The organism is Pseudomonas sp. NPDC087336 (assembly GCF_044744285.1).
GTDB lineage: Bacteria > Pseudomonadota > Gammaproteobacteria > Pseudomonadales > Pseudomonadaceae > Aquipseudomonas.
In genome coordinates, this window is sequence record NZ_JBIUYA010000003.1 from 1 (window position 1) to 20,982 (window position 20,982).

12 protein-coding genes and 1 pseudogene are annotated in these 20,982 nt (G+C 61.1%); 6 read left to right on the plus strand and 7 right to left on the minus strand.

What is annotated here, in order from left to right:
- Positions 1 to 300: 300 nt before the first annotated feature.
- The 4 genes and pseudogenes from mrdA (at position 301) to dsdC (ending at position 6,147) form a co-directional block, all read left to right on the plus strand.
- Entirely contained in the window at positions 301 to 2,193 is a 1,893-nt protein-coding gene (gene mrdA / locus ACIO0C_RS03860; protein ID WP_401308064.1) for a penicillin-binding protein 2, read from the plus strand.
- A 147-nt stretch (positions 2,194 to 2,340) separates the two neighbouring features.
- Entirely contained in the window at positions 2,341 to 3,681 is a 1,341-nt protein-coding gene (locus ACIO0C_RS03865; protein WP_401308066.1) for a gluconate:H+ symporter, read from the plus strand.
- A 33-nt stretch (positions 3,682 to 3,714) separates the two neighbouring features.
- Entirely contained in the window at positions 3,715 to 5,067 is a 1,353-nt protein-coding gene (gene dsdA, locus ACIO0C_RS03870) for a D-serine ammonia-lyase (protein ID WP_401308069.1), read from the plus strand.
- A gap of 111 nt (positions 5,068 to 5,178) precedes the next feature.
- A pseudogene (gene dsdC / locus ACIO0C_RS03875) lies at positions 5,179 to 6,147 on the plus strand (DNA-binding transcriptional regulator DsdC).
- 53 nt (positions 6,148 to 6,200) lie between these two features.
- Here the strand turns inward: dsdC and ACIO0C_RS03880 are convergent.
- The 3 genes from ACIO0C_RS03880 to ACIO0C_RS03890 form a co-directional block, all read right to left on the minus strand.
- Positions 6,201 to 6,848, minus strand: coding sequence for a c-type cytochrome (locus ACIO0C_RS03880; protein WP_401308072.1), 648 nt, complete (start codon positions 6,846 to 6,848; stop codon positions 6,201 to 6,203).
- Positions 6,849 to 6,858: 10 nt separating this feature from the next.
- The gene (locus ACIO0C_RS03885; RefSeq protein WP_401308075.1) at positions 6,859 to 8,100 is read right to left on the minus strand and encodes a molybdopterin-dependent oxidoreductase; all 1,242 of its coding nucleotides are present in this window, start codon (positions 8,098 to 8,100) and stop codon (positions 6,859 to 6,861) included.
- A 375-nt stretch (positions 8,101 to 8,475) separates the two neighbouring features.
- Positions 8,476 to 9,513 (minus strand): LacI family DNA-binding transcriptional regulator, encoded by a 1,038-nt coding sequence (locus ACIO0C_RS03890; RefSeq protein ID WP_401308077.1) that lies wholly within the window; start codon positions 9,511 to 9,513, stop codon positions 8,476 to 8,478.
- Positions 9,514 to 9,726: 213 nt separating this feature from the next.
- Between ACIO0C_RS03890 and ACIO0C_RS03895 the strand changes: the two genes are divergently transcribed.
- Together ACIO0C_RS03895 and ACIO0C_RS03900 are read left to right on the plus strand one after the other, a co-directional pair.
- Positions 9,727 to 11,058 (plus strand): MFS transporter, encoded by a 1,332-nt coding sequence (locus tag ACIO0C_RS03895; RefSeq protein ID WP_401308080.1) that lies wholly within the window; start codon positions 9,727 to 9,729, stop codon positions 11,056 to 11,058.
- A gap of 13 nt (positions 11,059 to 11,071) precedes the next feature.
- On the plus strand, positions 11,072 to 12,427 hold the full coding sequence (locus ACIO0C_RS03900; protein ID WP_401308083.1) for an amidase: 1,356 nt from the start codon (positions 11,072 to 11,074) through the stop codon (positions 12,425 to 12,427).
- A 107-nt stretch (positions 12,428 to 12,534) separates the two neighbouring features.
- Here the strand turns inward: ACIO0C_RS03900 and ACIO0C_RS03905 are convergent, their stop codons facing one another.
- The 4 genes from ACIO0C_RS03905 to ACIO0C_RS03920 all read right to left on the minus strand — a co-directional run bounded on the left by ACIO0C_RS03905 (position 12,535) and on the right by ACIO0C_RS03920 (position 20,511).
- The gene (locus ACIO0C_RS03905) at positions 12,535 to 15,651 is read right to left on the minus strand and encodes an Ig-like domain-containing protein (protein WP_401308086.1); all 3,117 of its coding nucleotides are present in this window, start codon (positions 15,649 to 15,651) and stop codon (positions 12,535 to 12,537) included.
- Positions 15,652 to 16,097: 446 nt separating this feature from the next.
- Entirely contained in the window at positions 16,098 to 17,426 is a 1,329-nt protein-coding gene (locus ACIO0C_RS03910; RefSeq protein ID WP_401308089.1) for a TolC family outer membrane protein, read from the minus strand.
- A 1-nt stretch (position 17,427) separates the two neighbouring features.
- Positions 17,428 to 18,768, minus strand: coding sequence for an HlyD family type I secretion periplasmic adaptor subunit (locus ACIO0C_RS03915; protein ID WP_401308092.1), 1,341 nt, complete (start codon positions 18,766 to 18,768; stop codon positions 17,428 to 17,430).
- A gap of 6 nt (positions 18,769 to 18,774) precedes the next feature.
- Positions 18,775 to 20,511: a type I secretion system permease/ATPase gene (locus tag ACIO0C_RS03920; RefSeq protein ID WP_401308095.1), complete on the minus strand. Its 1,737-nt coding sequence runs from the start codon at positions 20,509 to 20,511 to the stop codon at positions 18,775 to 18,777.
- Positions 20,512 to 20,982 lie beyond the last annotated feature (471 nt).

Consider the following 20,982-nt stretch of genomic DNA (forward strand, 5'->3'; position numbering starts at 1 on the left):
AGAAGTGAAACGATGCATCGCCGATGGTAGTGTGGGGTTTCCCCATGTGAGAGTAGGTCATCGTCAAGATTAAATTCCAAAACCCCTATCTGCGTGCGCAGGTAGGGGTTTTGTCTTTCTGGCCCCTGCAGGCACATCCACAATCGCGGTGTCAGACAGTCCGCCTTCGCAAGCAAGCTTGCTCCTACATAAAGAAAATGACACGAAGGTGATTCAGCCGTTTTGGTATGGTGTAGCTCGTTTTTAACGGACCGTTTCAAACCCAGGGATCGGTGCTATTTTCAAAGAGTTGCCACACAAATGCCCCAGCCGATTCCGATCAAAGACCACGAAAAAGAGACACGCCTGGTCAACAAGCGACTGATGGCCTGCGCTTTGTTCGTAGGCGCCATTACCTGTGCACTGGTGGTGCGCCTGTACGTCCTGCAGGTGGTGGAATTCGACTATCACTCCACGATTTCCGAAAACAACCGTGTACACGTGCTGCCGATCACGCCGACCCGAGGCTTGATCTATGACCGCAATGGCGTGGTCCTGGCGGACAACCGGCCCAGCTACAACCTGACGATCACTCGCGAACGCGCCTCCGATGTCAATCAAGAGCTGGACGAAGTGGTGAGCCTGTTGCATCTGCCGGCTGAAGACCGCACGGTGTTCGACAAGGCGATGAAACAGGCGCGGCATCCGTTCGTGCCGGTGACGTTGTTCTATGAACTGAGCGAGGAGCAGATCGCGATACTGGCGGTCAATGAGTTCCGCTTGCCGGGCATCGACGTCGAGCCGCAGTTCGTGCGCCATTATCCGTTGGGCGAACACTTCGCTCATTCAGTCGGCTACGTCGGACGGATCAACGAGAAAGAGTCCAAGATGCTGGATACGGTGGAGTATCGAGGCACCCAGTCCATCGGCAAGACCGGGATCGAAAAATTCTACGAGTCGCAACTGCACGGCCATGTCGGTTACGAGGAAGTCGAAACCAATGCCCAGGGCCGCGTGCTGCGCGTACTCAAGCACACGGATCCGGTGCCCGGTGAAAACATCGTCCTGAGCCTGGACATCAAGCTGCAGGAGGCCGCCGAGCATGCCCTGGGCGATCGTCGTGGCTCGGTGGTCGCACTTGATCCGTCGACCGGTGAAGTGCTGGCCATGGTCAGCAACCCGAGTTTTGATCCGAACCTGTTCGTCACGGGAATCAGCTCCAAGGAATATTCGACGCTGCGCGATTCCATTGACCGACCACTGTTCAACCGTGTGCTGCGCGGGCTGTACGCGCCGGGCTCGACCATCAAGCCGGAAGTCGCGATTGCCGGGCTCGACGCCGGCATCGTTACACCGCAGACCCGGGTCTTCGATCCGGGCTATTACCAACTCCCGGATTTTGATCACAAGTACCGCAACTGGAACCACAGCGGTGACGGTTGGGTGGACATGGACGCGGCGATCATGCGTTCCAACGACACCTACTTCTACGACCTCGCGCACAAGCTGGGCATCGATCGCCTGCATGACTACATGGCAATGTTCGGTCTAGGGGAAAAGGTCTCGCTGGACATGTTCGAAGAGTCCGCCGGGTTGATGCCCTCCCAGGCCTGGAAGCGCGCCACGCGTCGTCAGCCATGGTTCCCCGGCGAAACCGTGATCCTTGGCATCGGTCAGGGCTATATGCAGGTCACGCCGCTGCAACTGGCCCAGGCCACGGCGCTGATTGCCAACAAGGGCGTGTGGAATCGACCGCACCTGGCCAGGACCGTGGACGGGGTCGCGCCGGTGGACGAGCATCCGATGCCCAACATCCTGCTCAAGGACCCACGCGACTGGGAGCAGGTCAACCACGGCATGCAGATGGTCATGCACGATGCCCGCGGGATCGCCCGGGCCGCGGCAGCGGGGGCGCAGTACCGAATCGCCGGCAAGAGCGGCACCGCGCAAGTGGTGGCAATCAAGCAGGGCGAGCGTTACAACCGCGAGAAAACCCGCGAGCGCAATCGCGACAATGCCTTGTTCGTCGGTTTCGCCCCGGCCGAACATCCGCAGATCGTGATTTCGGTGATGATCGAAAACGGCGAAGCCGGTGGCCGTGTCGCCGGTCCCGTGGTGCGGCAGATCATGGACGCCTGGCTACTCGATCAGGACGGTCATCTCAAGCCGCAATATGCAGTGCCGAGCAAGGCATCGGGCGATCCACACGTCTGAACCATACGTTCTGCATAGATGATCCCATGTCATCCATCCCTTGAAGATCCATCCTTTGTCAGCCCCCCTTGTCGCGTTCTCTAATGCCGGAAAGCTGAGTGATCCAGATCACTGATTTCAACAATAAAAGCGCTTTCCGGAGATTGTATGCACAGTGGTCCCACCCTATTGCTGGTGCTGTTTTGCGCCATCATTCTGATTGTCTTTCTGATCGTCAAAGTGCGTGTACACGCATTTCTGGCCTTGACCGCCGCGAGCTTCGTGGTGGGCATCGGTTCCGGCATGCCCCTGGCCCAGATGGCCGCTTCCTATGAGAAAGGTGTCGGTGGCACGCTCGGGTTCCTCGCAACCATCATTGGCCTTGGCGGCATACTCGGCAAGATGCTTGAAGAATCCGGTGGTGCCGAGCGCATCGCCCAAACGCTGTTGAGTGCCCTGGGTAAAGAGCGTGCTTCATGGGCCATGATGCTCGTAGGGTTTATCGCGGGCATACCGGTGTTCTTCGAGGTGGGCTTCGTTCTGCTGATTCCGCTGATCTATGTGGTCGCCAAAGAGACCCGGATCAATCTCTTGTACCTGGGCGTGCCCCTGGCCGTGTCGCTGATGGCTGTGCACTGCATGTTGCCGCCGCACCCTGCCGCCATGGCGATCACCGGCATGCTCGGTGCCGATGTCGGCAAGGTCATCATGTATGGCCTGATTGTCGCGCTGCCGACTGCGATCATTGCCGGGCCGCTGTGGATCAAGCTGGTCTGCAAGAGTGACGCGCCTGACACTCAGCAAGCGTTTCTGGAAGAACACTGCGTCGACAGCGCGACCCGGGACCTGCCGGGCCTGGGCGTGACGCTGCTGACCATCCTGTTGCCACTGGTGCTGATGGTCGGGAAAAGCTTTGCCGCCGGACTGCCCCATGACTCCGGGCTATTGAGCATCGTTGCGTTCCTGGGCACGCCGCTGATCGCACTGTCCATTGCCGTGCTCTTCGCTTACTGGGCTCTGGGTCTGCGCCGCGGCTTGACCATGCCTGACTTGCTCGCGCACACGCAGAAGAGCTTTCCGCCACTGGCCAGCATTCTGCTGATCATCGGTGCCGGAGGGGCCTTCAACGGCATCCTGGTCGACAGCGGCGTGGGTAACGCACTGTCCGGTTCCCTGACCCAATTGAACATGAATCCCATCGTCCTGGCGTGGTTGGTGGCAGGCTTGATGCACTTCGCCGTGGGTTCGGCGACGGTGGCAATGATCAGCGCCGCGGGCATGGTAATGCCGATGCTGGGCGCGCATCCCAACGTCAGCAAGGAAATCATCTGCATTGCCATCGGTGCCGGCGCCATTGGCTGGACCCACGTCACGGACTCGGCCTTCTGGGTGGTCAAGGAGTACCTGGGTGTGTCGCTCGCCGAAGCGTTGAAGAAGTTCACCTCGGCCACGGTACTGGCTTCATTGATCGCGCTGGGGCTGACCCTGGTGCTGGCACAGTTTGTTTAATATTTCAGTCTGATTGTTTGAAAGGATCCCGCCATGATTTTGGGCAAGACACTTGAAAACTGGTATGCCAGTCATCCTTTGATTCGCGACCTGGTCGCGCTGCAAGAAACCACCTGGTTCAACCCTGGCGTGGTGCCGGTTGTGCAAGCGCTTGGCGATGTGGGGTTGACGGCCGCAGACGTCGCCGATGCCAGCGCGCGACTGACGCGTTTTGCTTCCTATCTGCGGCGTGCGTTTCCGGAAACGGAATGCAGTGGCGGCATTATCGAATCGGACATTCTGCCCGTGCCTCAACTGCAGCGATTGCTCGGCGAGCGCTACGCTCAGGCATTACCAGGAGCACTGTGGCTCAAGCGCGACAGCCATCTGCCGATTTCCGGCTCCATCAAGGCCCGTGGCGGTATCTATGAAGTGCTCAAGCACGCCGAAGACCTGGCGTTGGCCGCCAACCTGCTGACGCTTGACGACGACTACGCAGTACTCGACAGCGATAAGGCGCGGGCCTTTTTTGGCCAGTACAAAATCGCCGTTGGCTCGACCGGCAACCTCGGTATGTCCATCGGCATCATGGGTGCCGCACTGGGCTTCCAGGTGACCGTGCACATGTCGGCGGATGCGCGGCAATGGAAGAAAGACAAGTTGCGCTCCCACGGCGTTACCGTGGTCGAGTACGCCTCCGATTACAGCGTGGCCGTTGCCCAAGGGCGCCAACAAGCGGAGTCCGATCCGGCCTGCCATTTTGTCGACGATGAAAACTCGGTCAACCTGTTCCTCGGTTACTCGGTGGCCGCCGAGCGCCTGAAAGGGCAATTGGCGGCGGCCAACATCAACGTGGATGCGCAACACCCGTTGTTCGTTTATCTGCCCTGTGGCGTGGGTGGCGCACCTGGCGGCGTGGCCTTCGGCCTGAAGCTGGCCTTCGGTGATGCGGTGCACTGCATCTTCGCCGAGCCCACTCACTCGCCCTGCATGATGCTGGGGGTCTATACCGGGCTACACGACGAAGTGAGCGTGCAAGACTTCGGCATCGATAACGTGACGGCTGCGGACGGCCTGGCGGTCGGTCGCGCTTCCGGTTTTGTCGGCAAGGCCATGCAGCGCTTGCTCGGTGGTTTCTACACCGTCAGCGACGAGGAGATGTACAGCTTGCTGGCATTGATGGAACACAGCGAAGGGGTGCGCCTTGAGCCATCCGCGCTCGCCGGTGTGCCCGGTATTGCCCGGGTCCTTGCCGATCAGCAAGGCTACCTGGCGCGTGCGGGCCTGGACAACCAGGCTATGGCGCGAGCGACCCATCTGGTCTGGGCGACAGGCGGCAACATGGTACCTGGCGACGAGATGGACGCTTACCTGGCCAAGGGCCGTCAATTGCTCGCCCAGGGTTGAAATCGACCTGAGCGGCTTGGGCACGACAGGCTATCGCTGATTCAAGCGCAAAACCGTATGTGGCAAGATAACCGGCCTGCTACATCCTGGAGGCCTGAGGGAAAAACTGTCGTGCTCAACCTTCCTCCGCGTATCAGTTCCAGGCTCAACAGCAGCCAGTTCGCGAACCTTCATACCTTTCTGGTGGCCGCTCGGCATCTGAGCTTTGCCCGTGCGGCGCTGGAATTGTGCCTGACCGCCAGCGCCGTCAGCCACCGCATAAGTCGGCTGGAAACAGCGTTGGACATGAAGCTGTTCCAGCGCCTGACCCGGCAGGTCACCCTGACCGATGAAGGCGAACGGATCTTCGAGATTCTGCAGAATGCGATGGGCGAATTGTCCGAGGCACTCGAGCAATCGTCACAAGCTGAAGTGGCCGGCTCCCTCGCGGTCTATGCAAGGCCTTCCATCGCCCAATGCTGGCTGGTTCCCAGGCTGGCGGACTTTGTCGAACGTTACCCCTGGGTGGCACTGGACCTGCGGGTCGGCAATGACAATGTCGACTTTCGCACCCGCAAGATCGACCTGGCCCTGTACTACGCCAATGGCGAGTTTCCCGGGCTGGTGAGCCACCGGCTGATGCGAGAACAGATGGCCCCGGTGTGCAGTCCTGACTATGCGCGACGCCATCGTCTGGAGGAGAATCCGGAGAACTTGAGGCACTGCACAACATTGCATGACTCCCTGGCCTGGGATCATGCCGCCTACGATGCAGAGTGGACGCTTTGGGCAGAGCAACACGACATGCTCGCCGCGCTTCCCTAACGTAGCCTGACCTTCGATCGTTCTGATTTGAGCGTGACCGCAGCCATGAACCACGTCGGCATTGCGATTGGCCGTCAGCAACTGGTGCAGAAGCGAGTGGACAGCGGTGAGCTGGTGCTGCCCCTCGCCGGATTCAGTCGTTCAGGCCACTACGATTATTATCTGGTCCACCCACCGCTGGGGACGGTGCCCAAGCGATTGCAGGTGTTCATGAACTGGTTGCGCGAATGCGCGCGTCAGTCATCGCCTCTGGATGAGAATGACGACCTGTTCTGATTGAGGCCTGTGCTGGTATGCAGGGCCAGGCCCTGCATGATCAAACGAATCCATCACTGGCGCAGGATGAACGTCGCCAGGCTGTGCAGATCATCCGGGCTCAACTGCGCGAAAGGCGGCATTGGAACATCCCCCCATTTGCCGCTACCACCGTGCGCAATGCTGGACATAACCTTCACCAGTGCCTGCGGGTCGTTGGCGTACCTGGCAGCCACATCGTGATAGGCCGGCCCGACGACCTTGTGATCGATCGCGTGGCAGGACAGGCAAGCGTTGTTCTGCAGCAAGGCCGTGGCGTCGGCTTTTGCCACAGGTGCTGCCGTGGATTGGCCTGTCGACGGATACGAGGCGGCCTGCACATCGGCATCGATCGCCCGGGCACTGCCGTAGGTCGCCGCCAGGTAGGCGCCGATGATGGTCACGTCCTGATCGCTGATCGGAGCGCCGTATACGTGCTGCATCTTGCCGGCTTCTGCCGTCCACTGCGCCAGGCTCATGCCCGGAGGCTGGAAGCTGATGTAGTCGGCTGAATGGCAGATGGAACATTTCTGCTGGGCCAATGGATAGCCAGGCAGCGCACTGGGTTTGAACGCAGCCGTTTCGGGCGGCAGGGTGATCGACAATGGTGCTGCGCTGGCCATCCCGGCCAGGCAAAGTTGCATCGCGCACAGCCAGCGGGTCATGAATTTGATGGGTTTCATGGGGCTCTCCTCAGGCGACGGTCACGTGGCTGGTTTCGACGACGTGGCGGCGGTAGCCGGCAGGGTTCCAGTCGGCTTGCAGCGGTTGTGTCTCGCCCGCGCTGTGGGTGGCTCGCACCATCAACTGTGTAGCGCCTTTGTGGGTAAAGGTGATCGCCAGCGTCCACTCACGGAAGGAGAAACGGCCAAGGTCCTGCCCTAGCGTGGCTTCACGCCAGAGCTTTCCACCGTCGATGGATATTTCTACCTTGTTGACCCCGGCACCGCCGTCGAACGCGATGCCCTTGAGCTCTACGCTTTTTTTCAACGGCAACACATCACCCGCTTTAACGCTGGTGATAAAGCTGCGTACCGGCAACTTGGAAATCGGTTGGGTTTTTGCCGGCGTGGTGCCGGGGGCTATGCAGAAACAATCGTTATCCGGCACGCGGTAACCTTTAGCCATGAAGAAACCGTCGTACTCATGGTCGACGACTTCGATCTCGCTCAGGTGCTTGACCCAATACGTGCCGAAATATCCGGGGACTACCAGGCGTATCGGATAACCATTGAGGAAGGGCAGGTCGGTGCCATTCATAGACCACGCGATCATGGGCTCACCGTCCATGGCATGGCTGATGTCCAGCGCCTTGATGAACTCCGGCGTACTGGGCAGCACAGGTTTGTCGAGGCCACGGAATGTCACTTGCCTGGCGTTGGCTTTCACCCCGGCCTTTTCCAGTACGGCCTTGAGCGGTACCCCCAGCCAGCGTGCATTGCCCATCGAGCCGTTGCCCAACTGCGCGCCGAACACGCGCGGCATCGAGAAGCCGCGGCTATTGCCCGAGCACTGATTGACGGCCACCACTTCGACCGGCTGCGCCAGCGCCTTGAGCTCTGCAAGGGACAGTGACAACGCGGTGTCGACCGCACCCTTGACGGTCAGCCGGTAGCTGTCCGGATCGATGCTGGTCGGGAAATTGGCCAGGTGGTAACGCACGAAAAAGGCGTCATTGGGCGTGATTGGCCCTTCGTTGAAGACCGCAAAGGGCGTCTCCAGGTGCGGTGGGCGAGTGGTCACCAGGGTCAGCGGGCGTTTTTGCGGGTATTGCACCAGTGGCCGTGGGCCCGCCGCAAAGGTCACTTCCTCGGCGTTTTCCTCGGCTGCCCTGGCGAAGCTGACCAAGGGGGAGGCGGCCAAAGCCAGGGTGAAAGCATCGCGTAGAACGCGCCGTCGGGTTGGCTTGCTGTTATCGATAAAACTGAACTTCATTCTGCGCTCTCTCTGATTGTTTTTTTGAGATGCAACCGATAGTCCCCATCAGGGCGCAAAGGCATCGGTCTAGACGTGTCGCGACACTGTTCGATGAGCAAACCAGTATCGCGACAAGCAGGTTGTCTGCTTCTCATTGGGCGTCAGGGAGTTAGCAATCGATGACAGGGGCGGGCCATGGGGAGGCGAAAGCGTTCGCAGCGAGGGTTGTCCGGTTTGCATTGGCAGTGCTGGCGGATCGCACGCAGGGGACTTGCGCAATACCCAGCTGGGTATTACGCAAGTCATCCTGTTGGGGGAGCTGGCGGTGAACCGGGCGCCGGATCGGATTGAGCGGGCTGAATAGAAGATCTTTTGCGGTTGTAAAACCGCCCCTCAGTCAGCCCTACGCATCAACGATGAACTCGCCCGCACCTGCAACTGCGGAGTCACGATGATGGACTCGGCGCTCTCGCCGTTAATGCGCTTGAGCAGCAACTCCACCGCATGCCGGCCCATCTGTGCCAGCGGCAAGCGCACGCTGGTCAGCGGCACGATTAGTTCGTTGGCCAGCGGGATGTCGTTGTAGCCGACCACGGCAATGTCCTTGCCTACCTGCAGCCCCTTGTCGCGCGCGGCACCCATCAGGCCGATGGCGAGGAAGTCGTTGACCGCGAAAAACCCTTGCGGGCGCGGGTTGAGCCCCAGCAGGTATTCGCCCTGCTGGTGTCCGGTGTGGCTGTCAAAAGGACCATTGAGGATCCACTCGGGGCGCAGGGTGAGGCCTTGCTCGCGGTAGTAACGGATGAACCCGCGGGTACGGTCAGCGCCGGTGGACGCATGCCGTTCGCCAGCCAGGATCGCCACATCGCGACAGCCCAGCCGATACAGGTGTTCGGCCGCCAGCCAGCCACCCAATTCGTCGTCGCTGGCCGCCGACACGTGCCCGGCAATCTGCCGGCTGACCAGCACGTAGGGGATCTGTTTGCGCGCGAGCAAGTCGAGCAGCGGCTGGGTTTCTCCCACGTGCGAGTCACCCACGATCAGCCCGGCCACCGAGCGGCGCAAGGCGTGCTCGGCACGGGCCATCTGGCGCGGCTGCTGGTCGTCGGTATTGGAGACGAAGGTGAGGTAGCCGGCCTGCTCGGCGGCGCTGTCGATGCTGTCGTAAATGGTCGCCATCACCAGGTCGGTGAGGCGCGGCATGAGCACGCAGATCTCCTGGCTTTTACGCAATTTCAGGTTGGATGCCTGCGTGTTCGGTCGATAATCCAGCTCTTTGGCCAGCGCGCGGATGCGCTCAATTACCTCGGCCGACGCCGCTCGCTCAACCCCGGTCGGGTCGCCATTGAGCACCCGTGACACCGTGGAAACGTGCAACCCGAGTGCAGTCGCCATGGACTTCAGGGTGGCGGGGCGAGATTGATTCGGCATGTCTGAGAGGCTTCCAACCGTCCATTATTCAGGCGCGCGATTCTACCTCAATCGCTGCGTCGCCCCCGGAAAAAAAGCTTTACCCAAACGATTGACTAAAAACTTTCCCCTGACTACATTTCGCCAACCCAAACGTTTGGGTAACACAATAAAAATACGCCGGACGCGGCCGACTTTTTGACTTCTGCCATCATTTTGACGAGTCAGATCCCTATGAACAGCGCAGCTATTCCGTCTTTCCGCTACCAGATTTTCTTTTTGATCATGCTGATGGCACTGCTCAACTACATTGACCGCGGTGCGATTGCCTACGCCTCGGCGAGCATTCTTCCCGAGTACGGCTTCGACAAGGCCGACTGGGGCAAGGTCCTGGGTTACTTCGGTTACGGCTACATCCTCGGGGCGTTGATCGGCGGCATCCTGGCCGACCACTTTGGTGCCAAGCGCATCTGGTTGATTGCCGGTGCCACCTGGTCGATTTTCGAGATCGCCACCGCGTTTGCCGGCGACCTGGGGCTGGCCTTTATGGGCGGCTCGGCCATGGCCGGCTTCGCCACTATCCGCGTGCTGTTCGGCTTTGCCGAAGGCCCGGCCTACTCGGTGATCAACAAGAGCGTGGCCAACTGGGCCACGCCCAAGGAGCGCGGCTTCGTGGTCTCGGTGGGGTTGCTCAGCACACCGCTGGGCGCGCTGCTGACCGCTCCAGTGGCGGTAGGCTTGCAAACCCTGACCGGCGACTGGCGCAGCATGTTCGTGGTGCTGGGTGTGATCAGCCTGGCGCTGTTGATCTTCTTCATGACGCGCTTCACCAACACTCCCGACGAGAACCCGCGGGTGTCCAAGGCCGAGCGCGACTTCCTGCGCCAGGAGCGCGCCGCGGCAGTCAATGCCTCGACGCCGACCGACAGCGTTGCGCCGGTCTGGCATTTCTTCAAGAACAAGGACCTGCTCCTCAACGCGGTCGGTTACTTCTCGTTCGTGTACGTGACGTTCCTGCTGCTGACCTGGACCCCCAAATACCTGCAGGACGAGTTCCACTACAACCTGTCGTCGCTGTGGTACATGGGCATGATTCCGTGGACTGGCGCCTGTTTCACCGTGCTGCTGGGCGGCAAGATCTCCGACCTGCTGCTGCGCCGCACCGGCAACCTCAAGGTGGCGCGCAGCTGGCTGGCCGCGACCAGCCTGCTGTTGACCACGCTGTGCTTCATCCTGGTCTCGCAGGCCCAGACCGTGTGGGGCGTGATTGCCCTGATGACCCTGGCCAATGCCCTCAACGCGCTGCCCAACTCGGTCTACTGGGCGGTGGTGATCGACACCGCGCCCTCCAACCGGGTCGGCGCCTACAGCGGCATGACCCATTTCATCGCCAACACCGCCTCGTTCATCGCACCCATGCTGACCGGCTACCTGACCTTGCGCTACGGCTACTCGTCGATGTTCGTGGCGGCGGCGGTGGCCACTGCAGTCGGCATGAGCGCGATGCTGATGGTGCGTCCTGGCGGTCGGCAAGTTGCTTCATCCCCTATACCCGCAGCCGTTTGATGGAGTTGTTTGCATGAGCCTGGTGAAGCCTGATCACGTTGGATATTTTTTCGGTCAATCGGTCATCGCGCTGGCCGAGGGGCTGCGCGCGGGCAGCTTGACTTGCGTCGAGCTGACTCAAGCCGCCCTGGACAGCATCGAGCGCCTGAATCCGACCCTGAACGCCTTCGTTCAGGTCGATGCACCGGTGGCGCTGGCCCAGGCGCGCAAAGCCGACGAGCTGTTTGCCCAAGGCCTGGACCTGGGCCCGCTGCACGGCATACCGGTGGCAGTCAAAGACAACATCGACACCTTCGACTACGTCACCACCTACGGTTCGGCGCATTTCGCAGGTTTCAAGCCGAGCTTTGACGCGCTGTGCGTGCAACGCCTGCGCGAGGCGGGCGCGGTGATTGTCGGCAAGACGTTGACCCACGAGTTCGCCTACGGCCCGACCGGTGACCGCTCGTTACAAGGCGCGGCACGCAACCCATGGGACGCCAGCTGCATCACGGGCGGCTCCAGTGCCGGCAGCGCCGCGGCAGTGGCCAGCGGCATGGTGCCGCTGGCACTGGGCACCGACACCGGCGGCTCGATCCGTATTCCGGCAGCGTTGTGCGGCACGGTTGGTTTCAAGCCATCGTTTGCCAGCGTGCCGCTGCAGGGGGTGTTCCCGCTGGCGTCGAGCCTCGACCACGTGGGCCCGATCGCCAACCACGTCGAGGATGCGCGCCTGTTGTTCGAGGTGGTGGCGGGGCGAGCCTGTGCGCCTGATGCCGAGCCTCGTCCCTTGCGGGTTGGCTGGATCACCTCCGGCAGCTTCGGCCCGGTCGACGCCGAGCTGGATCGGCAGGTGTACCAGGCGGCGCAGCAACTGTTTGGCGAGGCGTTGCAGGAGACTGCCGAACTTGCGCCGCTGGCGTCCGGCATGAAAGACACCTTGCTGGTGCTGCAACGCGCCGAGGCCTTCGAGGTGCATGTCGAGCGCATGCAGGAGGCGCCGCACGCGTTCGAGCAGGAGGTGCGCGAGCGCCTCGAATTGTCGCGTGAAGTCAGGGGCTGGCAATACATCCGTGCGCAGGCTGGCCAGGCACGGTTCAAGGCGGCGATGGCGCGCCTGTTCGAAAACTATGACTTGCTGGTCTCGCCCAGCGTGCCGATTACCGCGACAGCGGTCGATGCGCGCGAGGTCCGGGTCGGTGAGCAGGACATCGATGTACGCGCCGCAGTGCTCAGTTATACCAGTGCCTGGAACCTCACCGGCTTGCCAGCGATCAGCCTGCCGGTGGGGCAGGTGAGGGGGATGCCGGTGGGGCTGCAGGTGATTGGCGCCTCGGGGGAGGATGATCGTTTGTTGCGGGTAATGGCGCAGCGGTTCGTGCGGGGTTAGTGGCGCGGTGAATCGTTCGATCACCTATTTCGTAGGATGATCGAACGGTTCTCATGGTCGAACACCGTCGCCCTCGCGCCAACGACGGTGGCCGTTACTGACATCCGTCAGCGGGTTGCCGGTTTCGAGACCGCCACGGTCACCGTCGCCTGAGCCGACTCCGCGCCCTTGGTATCCTTGGCTTGATAGGTAAAGCTCGCGGTGAACGGCGCGGCGATTGTGGCCGGTGGTGTGTAGGTCACACGTAAGCCGTCAGTGCTGACCGAGCCCTTGCCGGAGTCCGGTTGCGCAAGACCCACCACTTTAAGCGGCACATTACCGTCAGGGTCGGTGTCGTTGGCCAGGACTTGTATGATCAGCGCCTGGCCGTTGTTGCTGACGGCGCTGTCGGCTTTGGCGATCGGTTTCTGGTTTTCGTCATCGTCATCGTCACCGTTGTCCGGTGTACGGAAGGTCGGCAGCGCCGCGGAAGCCACATAGGTGACACCGTCCCAGCCGGGCAGGGGCGTTGGCATCAACTGGAATTGCCCAGGCTTCTCGATATCCCAGCGCAGCAACATCGAGGTGTCCTCGTGCTGGGTGTTGTGGCAGTGCTCCATGTAGGTCCCGGCGAATTCGCGAAAGCGGATGGCTATTTCCACGTCCGTCGAACTGTCGATGCCTTCACCGATGCGATACACGTCCTTGCGCGCCCACTTTTCCCATTCCGGTGGTGCCTTGCCGTCGCGGTTGAGGACAATGCCTTCTTCGAAATGTACGTGCACCGGGTGGCTCCAGCCGTTGCCGCCATTCCTGATTTTCCACACTTCCAGGGTGCCGTCACCGCTGTAGCCGCCATCGGTCGGGCCGTTGGCCAGTTGCGGGGCGGCGCTGAGCCGGCGCGGGTCCATGCTGTAGCCGAAGCCGCCGTCAGTCTTGATGGTCCACGGTTCTTCGTCGGTGCCGTCGGAACGGCCGAAAATGAACTCGCGATGCCGCGCCACCTGGAGCTTGGCAAGGTCGGTGGGGTTATCACGGTCGAGGGTCAGCGGGATCATTTTCTTGCCCATCGGCTTGCCCGGTTTGGCGGGTTCATAGTCGGCCGGGTTCATGCTCACGTCCTGGCCGGAATAAGGCTGCACGACCATTTGCATGAACTTGCCCACCACCGGGTCGCCCATGTCCCATTCCAACCCTTTGCTGCCCAGCTTGAGCACCGCCTTGTACTTCCCGGACAGCACATCGGCCAGGCTCAGCGGTACACTTTCCGGACCCTTGCCGTTCTGGTGCTCCATGAGGTTGACGAAGTACAGCTTGTCGCCCGTCTTGATCCCGTTTTTTGCGAAGTTGACGATGATATCGAAACGCTCGGCGATGCCCTGGGTGGGCAGGATGGCGTTGTGGTCCTGTGTATCGCCGTCGCCATCGAGGTCCATGCTGCCGTCGAATGGCACGGCGTGTTCCATGAGGTTGCCGTCGTTGGCGATCAGGTGGAACGGCACGCGGGTATAAGACAGGCCGGAACCTGCAGGTCCTGGGAATTCGCCACCGGTGCCGGCGATTTCACGCACCAGGGCGAAACGGAAGTAGCGCGACACCGAGCCATTGAGAATGCGGAAACGATAGCTGCGCGCACGCACTTTCAGGCGCGGCTGGTACTGCCAGTTGACCAGTATCTGATCACCGAGAAAGCCATCGGTGTTGAACGGGTTAAACCACAGTTGACCGTTCTTGTCCCAGGCCTTGTCGGCCACCATCAGGTTGACGTCATAGTCGCGGTTGCCCCACGGCAGCGCCGAACCGCTGGGCAGGCGCAGGTTGACGCCGTCTTGCAGCGCTTCGTTGCCACGGTCCAGGGCGCTGTAGTAGTTCATCATCGCCGCGTTGCCCTTGTAGACGTTCTGTGCGGTGAAATCGAGCATGTGGTCGTGGAACCAGTGGGTGCTCATGGTTTCGCGCCAGTCGCCACGGATCTTGATGGAGCCATTGTTGCAAGTCTTGAGGCCGGGGCTGGCGTTGTTGACGAACAGCGTCTCGCCCGGTGCGCAAGGGAACGCCGCGCGCGGGTCTTCAGCCTTGGTATTGATGGTGTCGTAGCCAGCCAGTTGCAGCGGCCAGCGATAGTCGTAGTACTGCCCCGGAAAGAAAAACGCATTGGTGTAGCCATCGCTTTCGGCTGGGGAGTGGCCGTTGTGCTCGTGGGTACTGAGGGTGTGCAGGCCGAAACCCATATTGGCCGACGGGTCGATCGGCAGGGCGTTGTAGTGACGCATCAGCACCGGTTGGCCGTAACGCACCATCAGCAGTTTGGCCGGAAAGGTGCCATCGAAGGTCCATAGCGCCTTGTGGTTCTGAATCGGCATGCTGGGGTGAAAACGGGTGTCGATGCCTTTGGTCGTGCCCGCTGTGGTCGGGATGTCCGAGGTCTGGTAGTAGAGCCCGCCAGGCCCGAACTCACCGACGGCGTAGTTGTGCAATTGTCGGCGGTCGCGCATGCCGGTGTTGATCCGCGCGCCCACTTGCACGGTCTTGAAGGCGACCTGCGGGTAGAACTCGTTCCAACGCTGGTGCGACCAGCCTTTTCCCGGTGGACGCCCCTCGGCCGGCGAACCTACCGGATGGCGGTTGAGGAAGGCTTCGATCTGTGCTTTCCACGGGTTGCGGTCCAGCACGTTGGAGTACTGCGACGGAAACGGGAACAGCCCGGGCTGGCGCATGAAGGCTTCCAGTCCCGCCTTCGACGGGCCGCTACGAGCGATGCTGTCCGGGTCCTGGGCCGGTGCCGGGCCGGCAAGGGGTACCGGGAATTTCAGCGGCGGCGGGGGCAGCGTCGGGTCGAGTTTTTCCGTGCCGAATTCTTCGAACAACAGCAATTGTTGGGTGTAGGGCTGGGCCCCGAACAGCGGGCTGGGCTTGCCGTTGGTGGGGATCTTGAACGATGTCTGCAGGCTTGGCGGCAGCACATTCTCGGCACGTGGGGTGTTGCGGTCGCCATATACGCCGTTGGGCAGGGCAATCGCGCCCTGGTTGGCCGACGGCATGGTTTTCAAGGCTTCCAGGGCGGCCGCCGCAGCCAGCGGGTCGGCAGGAGGATTGGTATACGCCGACGGGTCCGTCGGGGGGGGCTGGCTGACATCGTCGAGCGGCGCGGCATCGGCGGTGGCCAGGGTCAGGAGCATCGCGCAGGGCAGGCTGGACCTGCGCAGCAAGTCAATGGAATTGCAGGGTGGCGTCGCACGTTTCATTTTTCTCCCCTCGCGTGATGCCCCGCCGTCTCCAAGTCCGGGACGATAGTTGTGCGGGTAACAGCGGTGGAGCAACTAACGAGCCACTACCGCAGGGAGAAATAAAAGTTCAATTTAATTAACAGGTTGTTATGAGTGTTAAAAATGGCAGGAATGGTAGTGGGGGATATTCCTCAAATGTGGTGATAAATCCCCGATAAAGTGGGTGTAGTTCCCCATTTATGGTAATGGTCGTGGCCCTGTTACACCGCGCGCTTTTGTTTGGACGCCCGTACCATAAGGGAGTATGGGTAATCTGGGCCTTATTGAGGCTGCGAATGGAAAAAGTTGAATCGAGCGCCGGCCCATTGCCTGATCGCGAGCCGTATTTTGGTAAATATGAATGTAATTCGCCCCGAGGTGGGACGCCGGCCAGCCATTTGGCTCGACCGGCGGGCGGGAGAAAGTCAGTTGCTGACTAGCAGTTCCGGGCCGAGGTAGTCGTTGATCTGGTCGATATCGTCGTCGCCCAGACTGCCCACCGAAGAGGCCAGGCGCAGGCGCGACATCAAGTAGCGCAACTTGGCCTCGAACAGATCGTGGCGCGCAACGAAGAGCAGCTCTTCGGCGTTGAGGACGTCCGAGTTGGTGCTGGTGCCCCCTTCCTTGAAGCCCTTGCGTGTCGAACTCAGTGAGCGTTCGTTGGACGCTACAGCCTTCTCCAGCGCGCGAATACGCTTGGCGCCGCTCTGCACACCTTGATACTCACGGGTGGTTCCGGAGATGACCTCCTGCCGTGTGGCGTCGAGTTCGTCCTGGGCTTTGTAGCTATTGGCACTGGCCTGGCGTGTCAGCGCGCTGACGCCTCCGCCGCTGAACAGCGGGAGATTGACTTCCAGGCCGATCGAGCCGTAGCGGTTGCGTTGATTCAGCTCGGAGATCGATTGGCTATCGCCTGCGGTGTAGCCGGCAACGAAATCCAGTGTTGGCCAGTGACCGGCCTTGGCGCGCTTGACTTCTTCTGCGGCGAGGTCGCTGCTGTAGCGGCGCGCAATGATCAGCGGGCTATCGGCCTGGGCCTTGACCAGCCAGTCCTGCAGGTTGCTCGGCAGCAGCGGTGGTGTATCGAAATTCGGCTGCAAGGTGGTCAACGATTCGGGAGTCTCACCGATGTATTCCTCCAGCTGGCGGCGCGCGTTGACCAGGTTGTCCTGCGCTTCGATCAGTTCGGCCTCGGCGAGGTCGCGGCGAGCGACCGACTCGTCGATGTCGGTGACGGTGCCGGCCCCCAGCTCCATACGCCGTTTCGCCGAGGCGAGTTGCTCATCGAAGGCGCTCAGCTTGGCCTTGGCCAGGACGATGGTTTCGCTTGCCAGGAGCACGTCGAAATAGCTTTCGGCCAGGCGCACCGCGGCGTCCTGGGTCTTGGCATCGAACACCGCGACACTGTAGTCGGCACGCTGCTGACCCTGGCGGTACTCGGCCATCTTCTGTTTGTTGAACAGCGGCTGGCGCAGGCGCACGTTGGCACCCTTGGAGTCGTAGTCCAGATCCCTTTCGATACCGCTTTGGCGCTGGGTGCCATTGACCTTGTTGTCGTAGGCCGAGGCATTGATCTGCGGTAGCAGGCCGGCCTTGCCGATGGCGCGGTTTTCCTCGCCGGCCGCTTTTTCATGCACGGCGGCGCGGTAAACGGGACCTTGGTACTGCAACAGATCCCAGGCTTGTTTGAGGTCCATGGCGCAGGTCGGCAGGGACAGCCCCAGCAGGCAGAAGAATAGGCAATGACGGTCCATTTCATTGTTCCTTGAACGAGCTGTCCACACGCTCGAGCATCGGTTTGAGCAGATAGCTCATCAAATTGCGCTCGCCGGTCTTGATGGTGACGCTGGCGGGCATACCGGGGCGAATATGATTGCTGCCAAGCAGGCTCATGCCGTCGGGTGTGACTTCCACCTGAGCCAGATAGAACGGTTGCTTGCTTTCCTCGTCGAGCAGGCGGTCGGCGGAGATGGTTTTCACGCGGCCGGGAATGTTTGGCGTCTGGGCATGGTTGAAGGCCGGGAAGGCAATGTCCACGGGCAGGCCCGGGACCATCTTGTCGATGGCTTGCACGGGAATCATCGCGTCGACCTGCAGCGGTTCGTTGACCGGAACGATCTCCATGATCTTGAATCCGGGCTGAATGATTCCTCCGACCGTGGCAATGCTCAGGGACTGGACCATGCCATCGATGGGCGAGCGAATCACCGTGTGGGTCACTTCATAATCCAGCGCGCGCAAGCGGTCAGCCAGGGTGGTGTTTTCCTTGGCGGTGTCAGTCAGCTGCGATTCGACTTCCTTCAGGTAATCGTGCTGGCGCTGCAGGATGCGCAGCTTGATTTCGGTGGTCTGGCTACGCACGCGAGCGATGTTGTTGAGGTTCTCGGCCTGGCCGGCAGACAGGTCGGCATTGCTGCGTTCCAGCTCAAGCAAGCGGTTGCGCGGCACATAGCCTTCGGCCGCCAGAACGCGGGTGCCTTGCAGTTCCTGGTTGAGAAAGTTGATTTGCGAGGCGCGGGCGCCATAGACCTGCTGCAGGCCCTTGAGCTGTACCTGCGACGCCGCCAGGTTTTCCTCCAGGATGCTGATTTCACCCGCAAGACCGGCGCGCCGGGTGTCCAGCAGGCGCTGTTGCAAATTCATGGCGGCCACCAGGCGGTGGTCATCCCTGAAGCGCTTGATCAACTCAGGGTCGAATTCCACCACATCGCGGCCGTCACGCTCGGCTTCCAGGCGGTTTTCCACGGTCTTGCTGACGATGTACTGGGCGCCTACCGCACCCTGTTCGGCAGCGGCACGCAACGAATCGAGGCGGACCACCTCCTGGCCTTTTTTCACCACATCGCCTTCGCGAACGAGGATGGCCTCCACGGTGCCGCCGCTGAGGTGCTGCACGGCCTTGCGATTGCTGGTGACTTTGACCGTGCCTGTCGCTACCACGCCGGCATCCAGCGGAGCCAGCCAGGACCAGAGGAGGAAGCCGCCGAAGCCGGCGAGCACAAGCCACACGCCCCAGCGCGCGGGCTTACCGACGTCCAGGTCTACCACGCTCCTGGGATCGGCTTGAATCATCTCGGTGTGTTGGCTCAATTGCATGATCGGTCACTCCCGTGCTTTGACGGAGGCCAGCGGGGTCGCCGCGCCTGCAGGCATCACACTGGCCTTGCGCAGCGCTGCGAATACTTCGTCGCGCGTGCCGAGCATCTGCACGCCGCCATCACGCAGCATCAGCACCTTATCGACGGCGCAAAGTACGTTGGGACGGTGGGAAATCAGAATGACGGTGGCACCGCGGGCCTTTAGCTCGGCCAGCGCATCGACCAGGGCCTTTTCGCCGACGTCGTCAAGGTTGGCGTTCGGCTCATCCAGCACGATCAGGTTGGGTTCGCCATACAGCGCGCGGGCCAAGGCGATGCGTTGTTTTTGACCACCGGACAGTGGGCTGCCATCGGTGCCCAGGCGGGTGTCATACCCCAGCGGAAAACGCAGGATCATGTCGTGCACGCCAGTGATCTTGGCGGCGCGAATGACCGCGTCGCTGTCCACTTCGCCAAAGCGCGCAATGTTATCGGCGATGCTGCCCTCGAACAGCTCCACGTCCTGCGGCAGGTAGCCGAGCCAGGGGCCAAGCTCGCCCTTGTTCCAGGTGAATATGTCCGCGCCGTCCAGGCGCACCTTGCCGGCCTGTGCCGGCCAGACGCCAACCAGCAGGCGGGCGAGGGTGGATTTGCCCGAGGCGGACGGGCCGATAACGCCAAGGCTTTCGCCGGGGACAAGGCTGAAACTCACCCCGCGCAGAATCGTGTTGTTGGTAGCGGGGGCACCGGCATACACATTCTCCACCGCCAACATGCCCAGCGGACGCTGCAGTGGCATGCTCGCTGGCCGGCGCGGATAGTCTTGCAGCATCTCGTTGAGCCGGCCCCAGGCCGAACGGCAGCCGAGCAGTTGCTTCCATGACGCGATGACCTGTTCCACTGGGCCCAGTGCGCGGCCGGTGAGGATCGAGCAGGCAATCATCATCCCCGGGGTGATCTTGCCTTCGATCGCCAGCAGCGCGCCGGCGCCGAGGATCAGTGACTGCAAGGTGATACGCACGAAGCGCCCGGTGCTGCTGATGAGGGCAGCGCGGTCGGAGGCCAGGGTCTGCATTTCCAGAATGCGCAAATGGCTTTGGTACCAGCGCTTGCTGATCGACGGCAGCATGCCCATGGCCTCGATGACCTCGGCGTTGCGCAGGTTGTTATTGGCGTACGTGGCGGAGGAGAGGGAGGCCTGATTGGCTTCGGCCAGCGGCTTCTGCGTGGCCTTTTCCGTGAGGTAGGCCAGGCCCACCAGGATCAGCGAACCGATCAGCGTGAGCAGTCCCAGCAGCGGGTGGATCAGGTAGGCGACCAGCAGGTAGATCGGCGTCCACGGCGCATCGAAAAAAGCGAACAGGGCGTTGCCGGTGAGGAACTGGCGGACCTGCGCGAGATCTTGCAGGGCCTGGGCCGGATTGCCTCCGGCGCGGTTCAGGTTGCGCTCGAAGGCGGCGGTGAAGATGCGCCGGTTGAGGTCCATGTCGAGGCAGTTGCCGAGCCGGATCACGACGCGGGTGCGGACCATTTCCAGCGTGGACATCAGCAGGAACAGCCCGATCACCAGCAAGGTTAGCATCGTCAATGTTGTGACGTTGCGACTGACCAGGGCCCGGTCATAGACCTGCAGCATGTACACCGCTGGCGTCAACATCATGACGTTGATAACGCCACTGAACGCTCCGAGCGAGTAAAAACTGCGACGCAGGCGAAAGATCGCGTCAGCCAGTTCTGAGCGTGAGCTCGACGGCTTTTGCATTTGAGTCCTCCCTCACCGAAAAGCCGGTTGCCCTTGCGGCGCACCCGCTGCCGGTAAATGAAATTGACTATCAATACATCTAGTTCCCTGAGTAACTCGTCGGCACAAGCTGTAGTTCTCTGGACAAGTTCTCTGGGTTATTCACATGCAGGAGCGTAGGTGGCGTTTGTTTCCCTAGCGATACACTTTGAAATAACATTTCGCGCTATAAGTGCTTAGCATTTTCTATATATCGTTTAAGAACAGCCAGTTGGCACGTCTAACGCCGGTCGTCTGTTTTTGCGGCGTAATATTGACAGTTTTTTGCTATGGAACTTTAGTCATGTTGGGTGATCGCCTCCCTGAAGCCAGCCAACACTTTGGCAATGCAAGGCACGGTGATTTTCCTGAAGGAGCACACATGGCGATCATTTCGTTGTCTTGCGCAGTGACGGAGTTGTTCAGGAAGTTCGCTTCGACTTCCAGATTCCA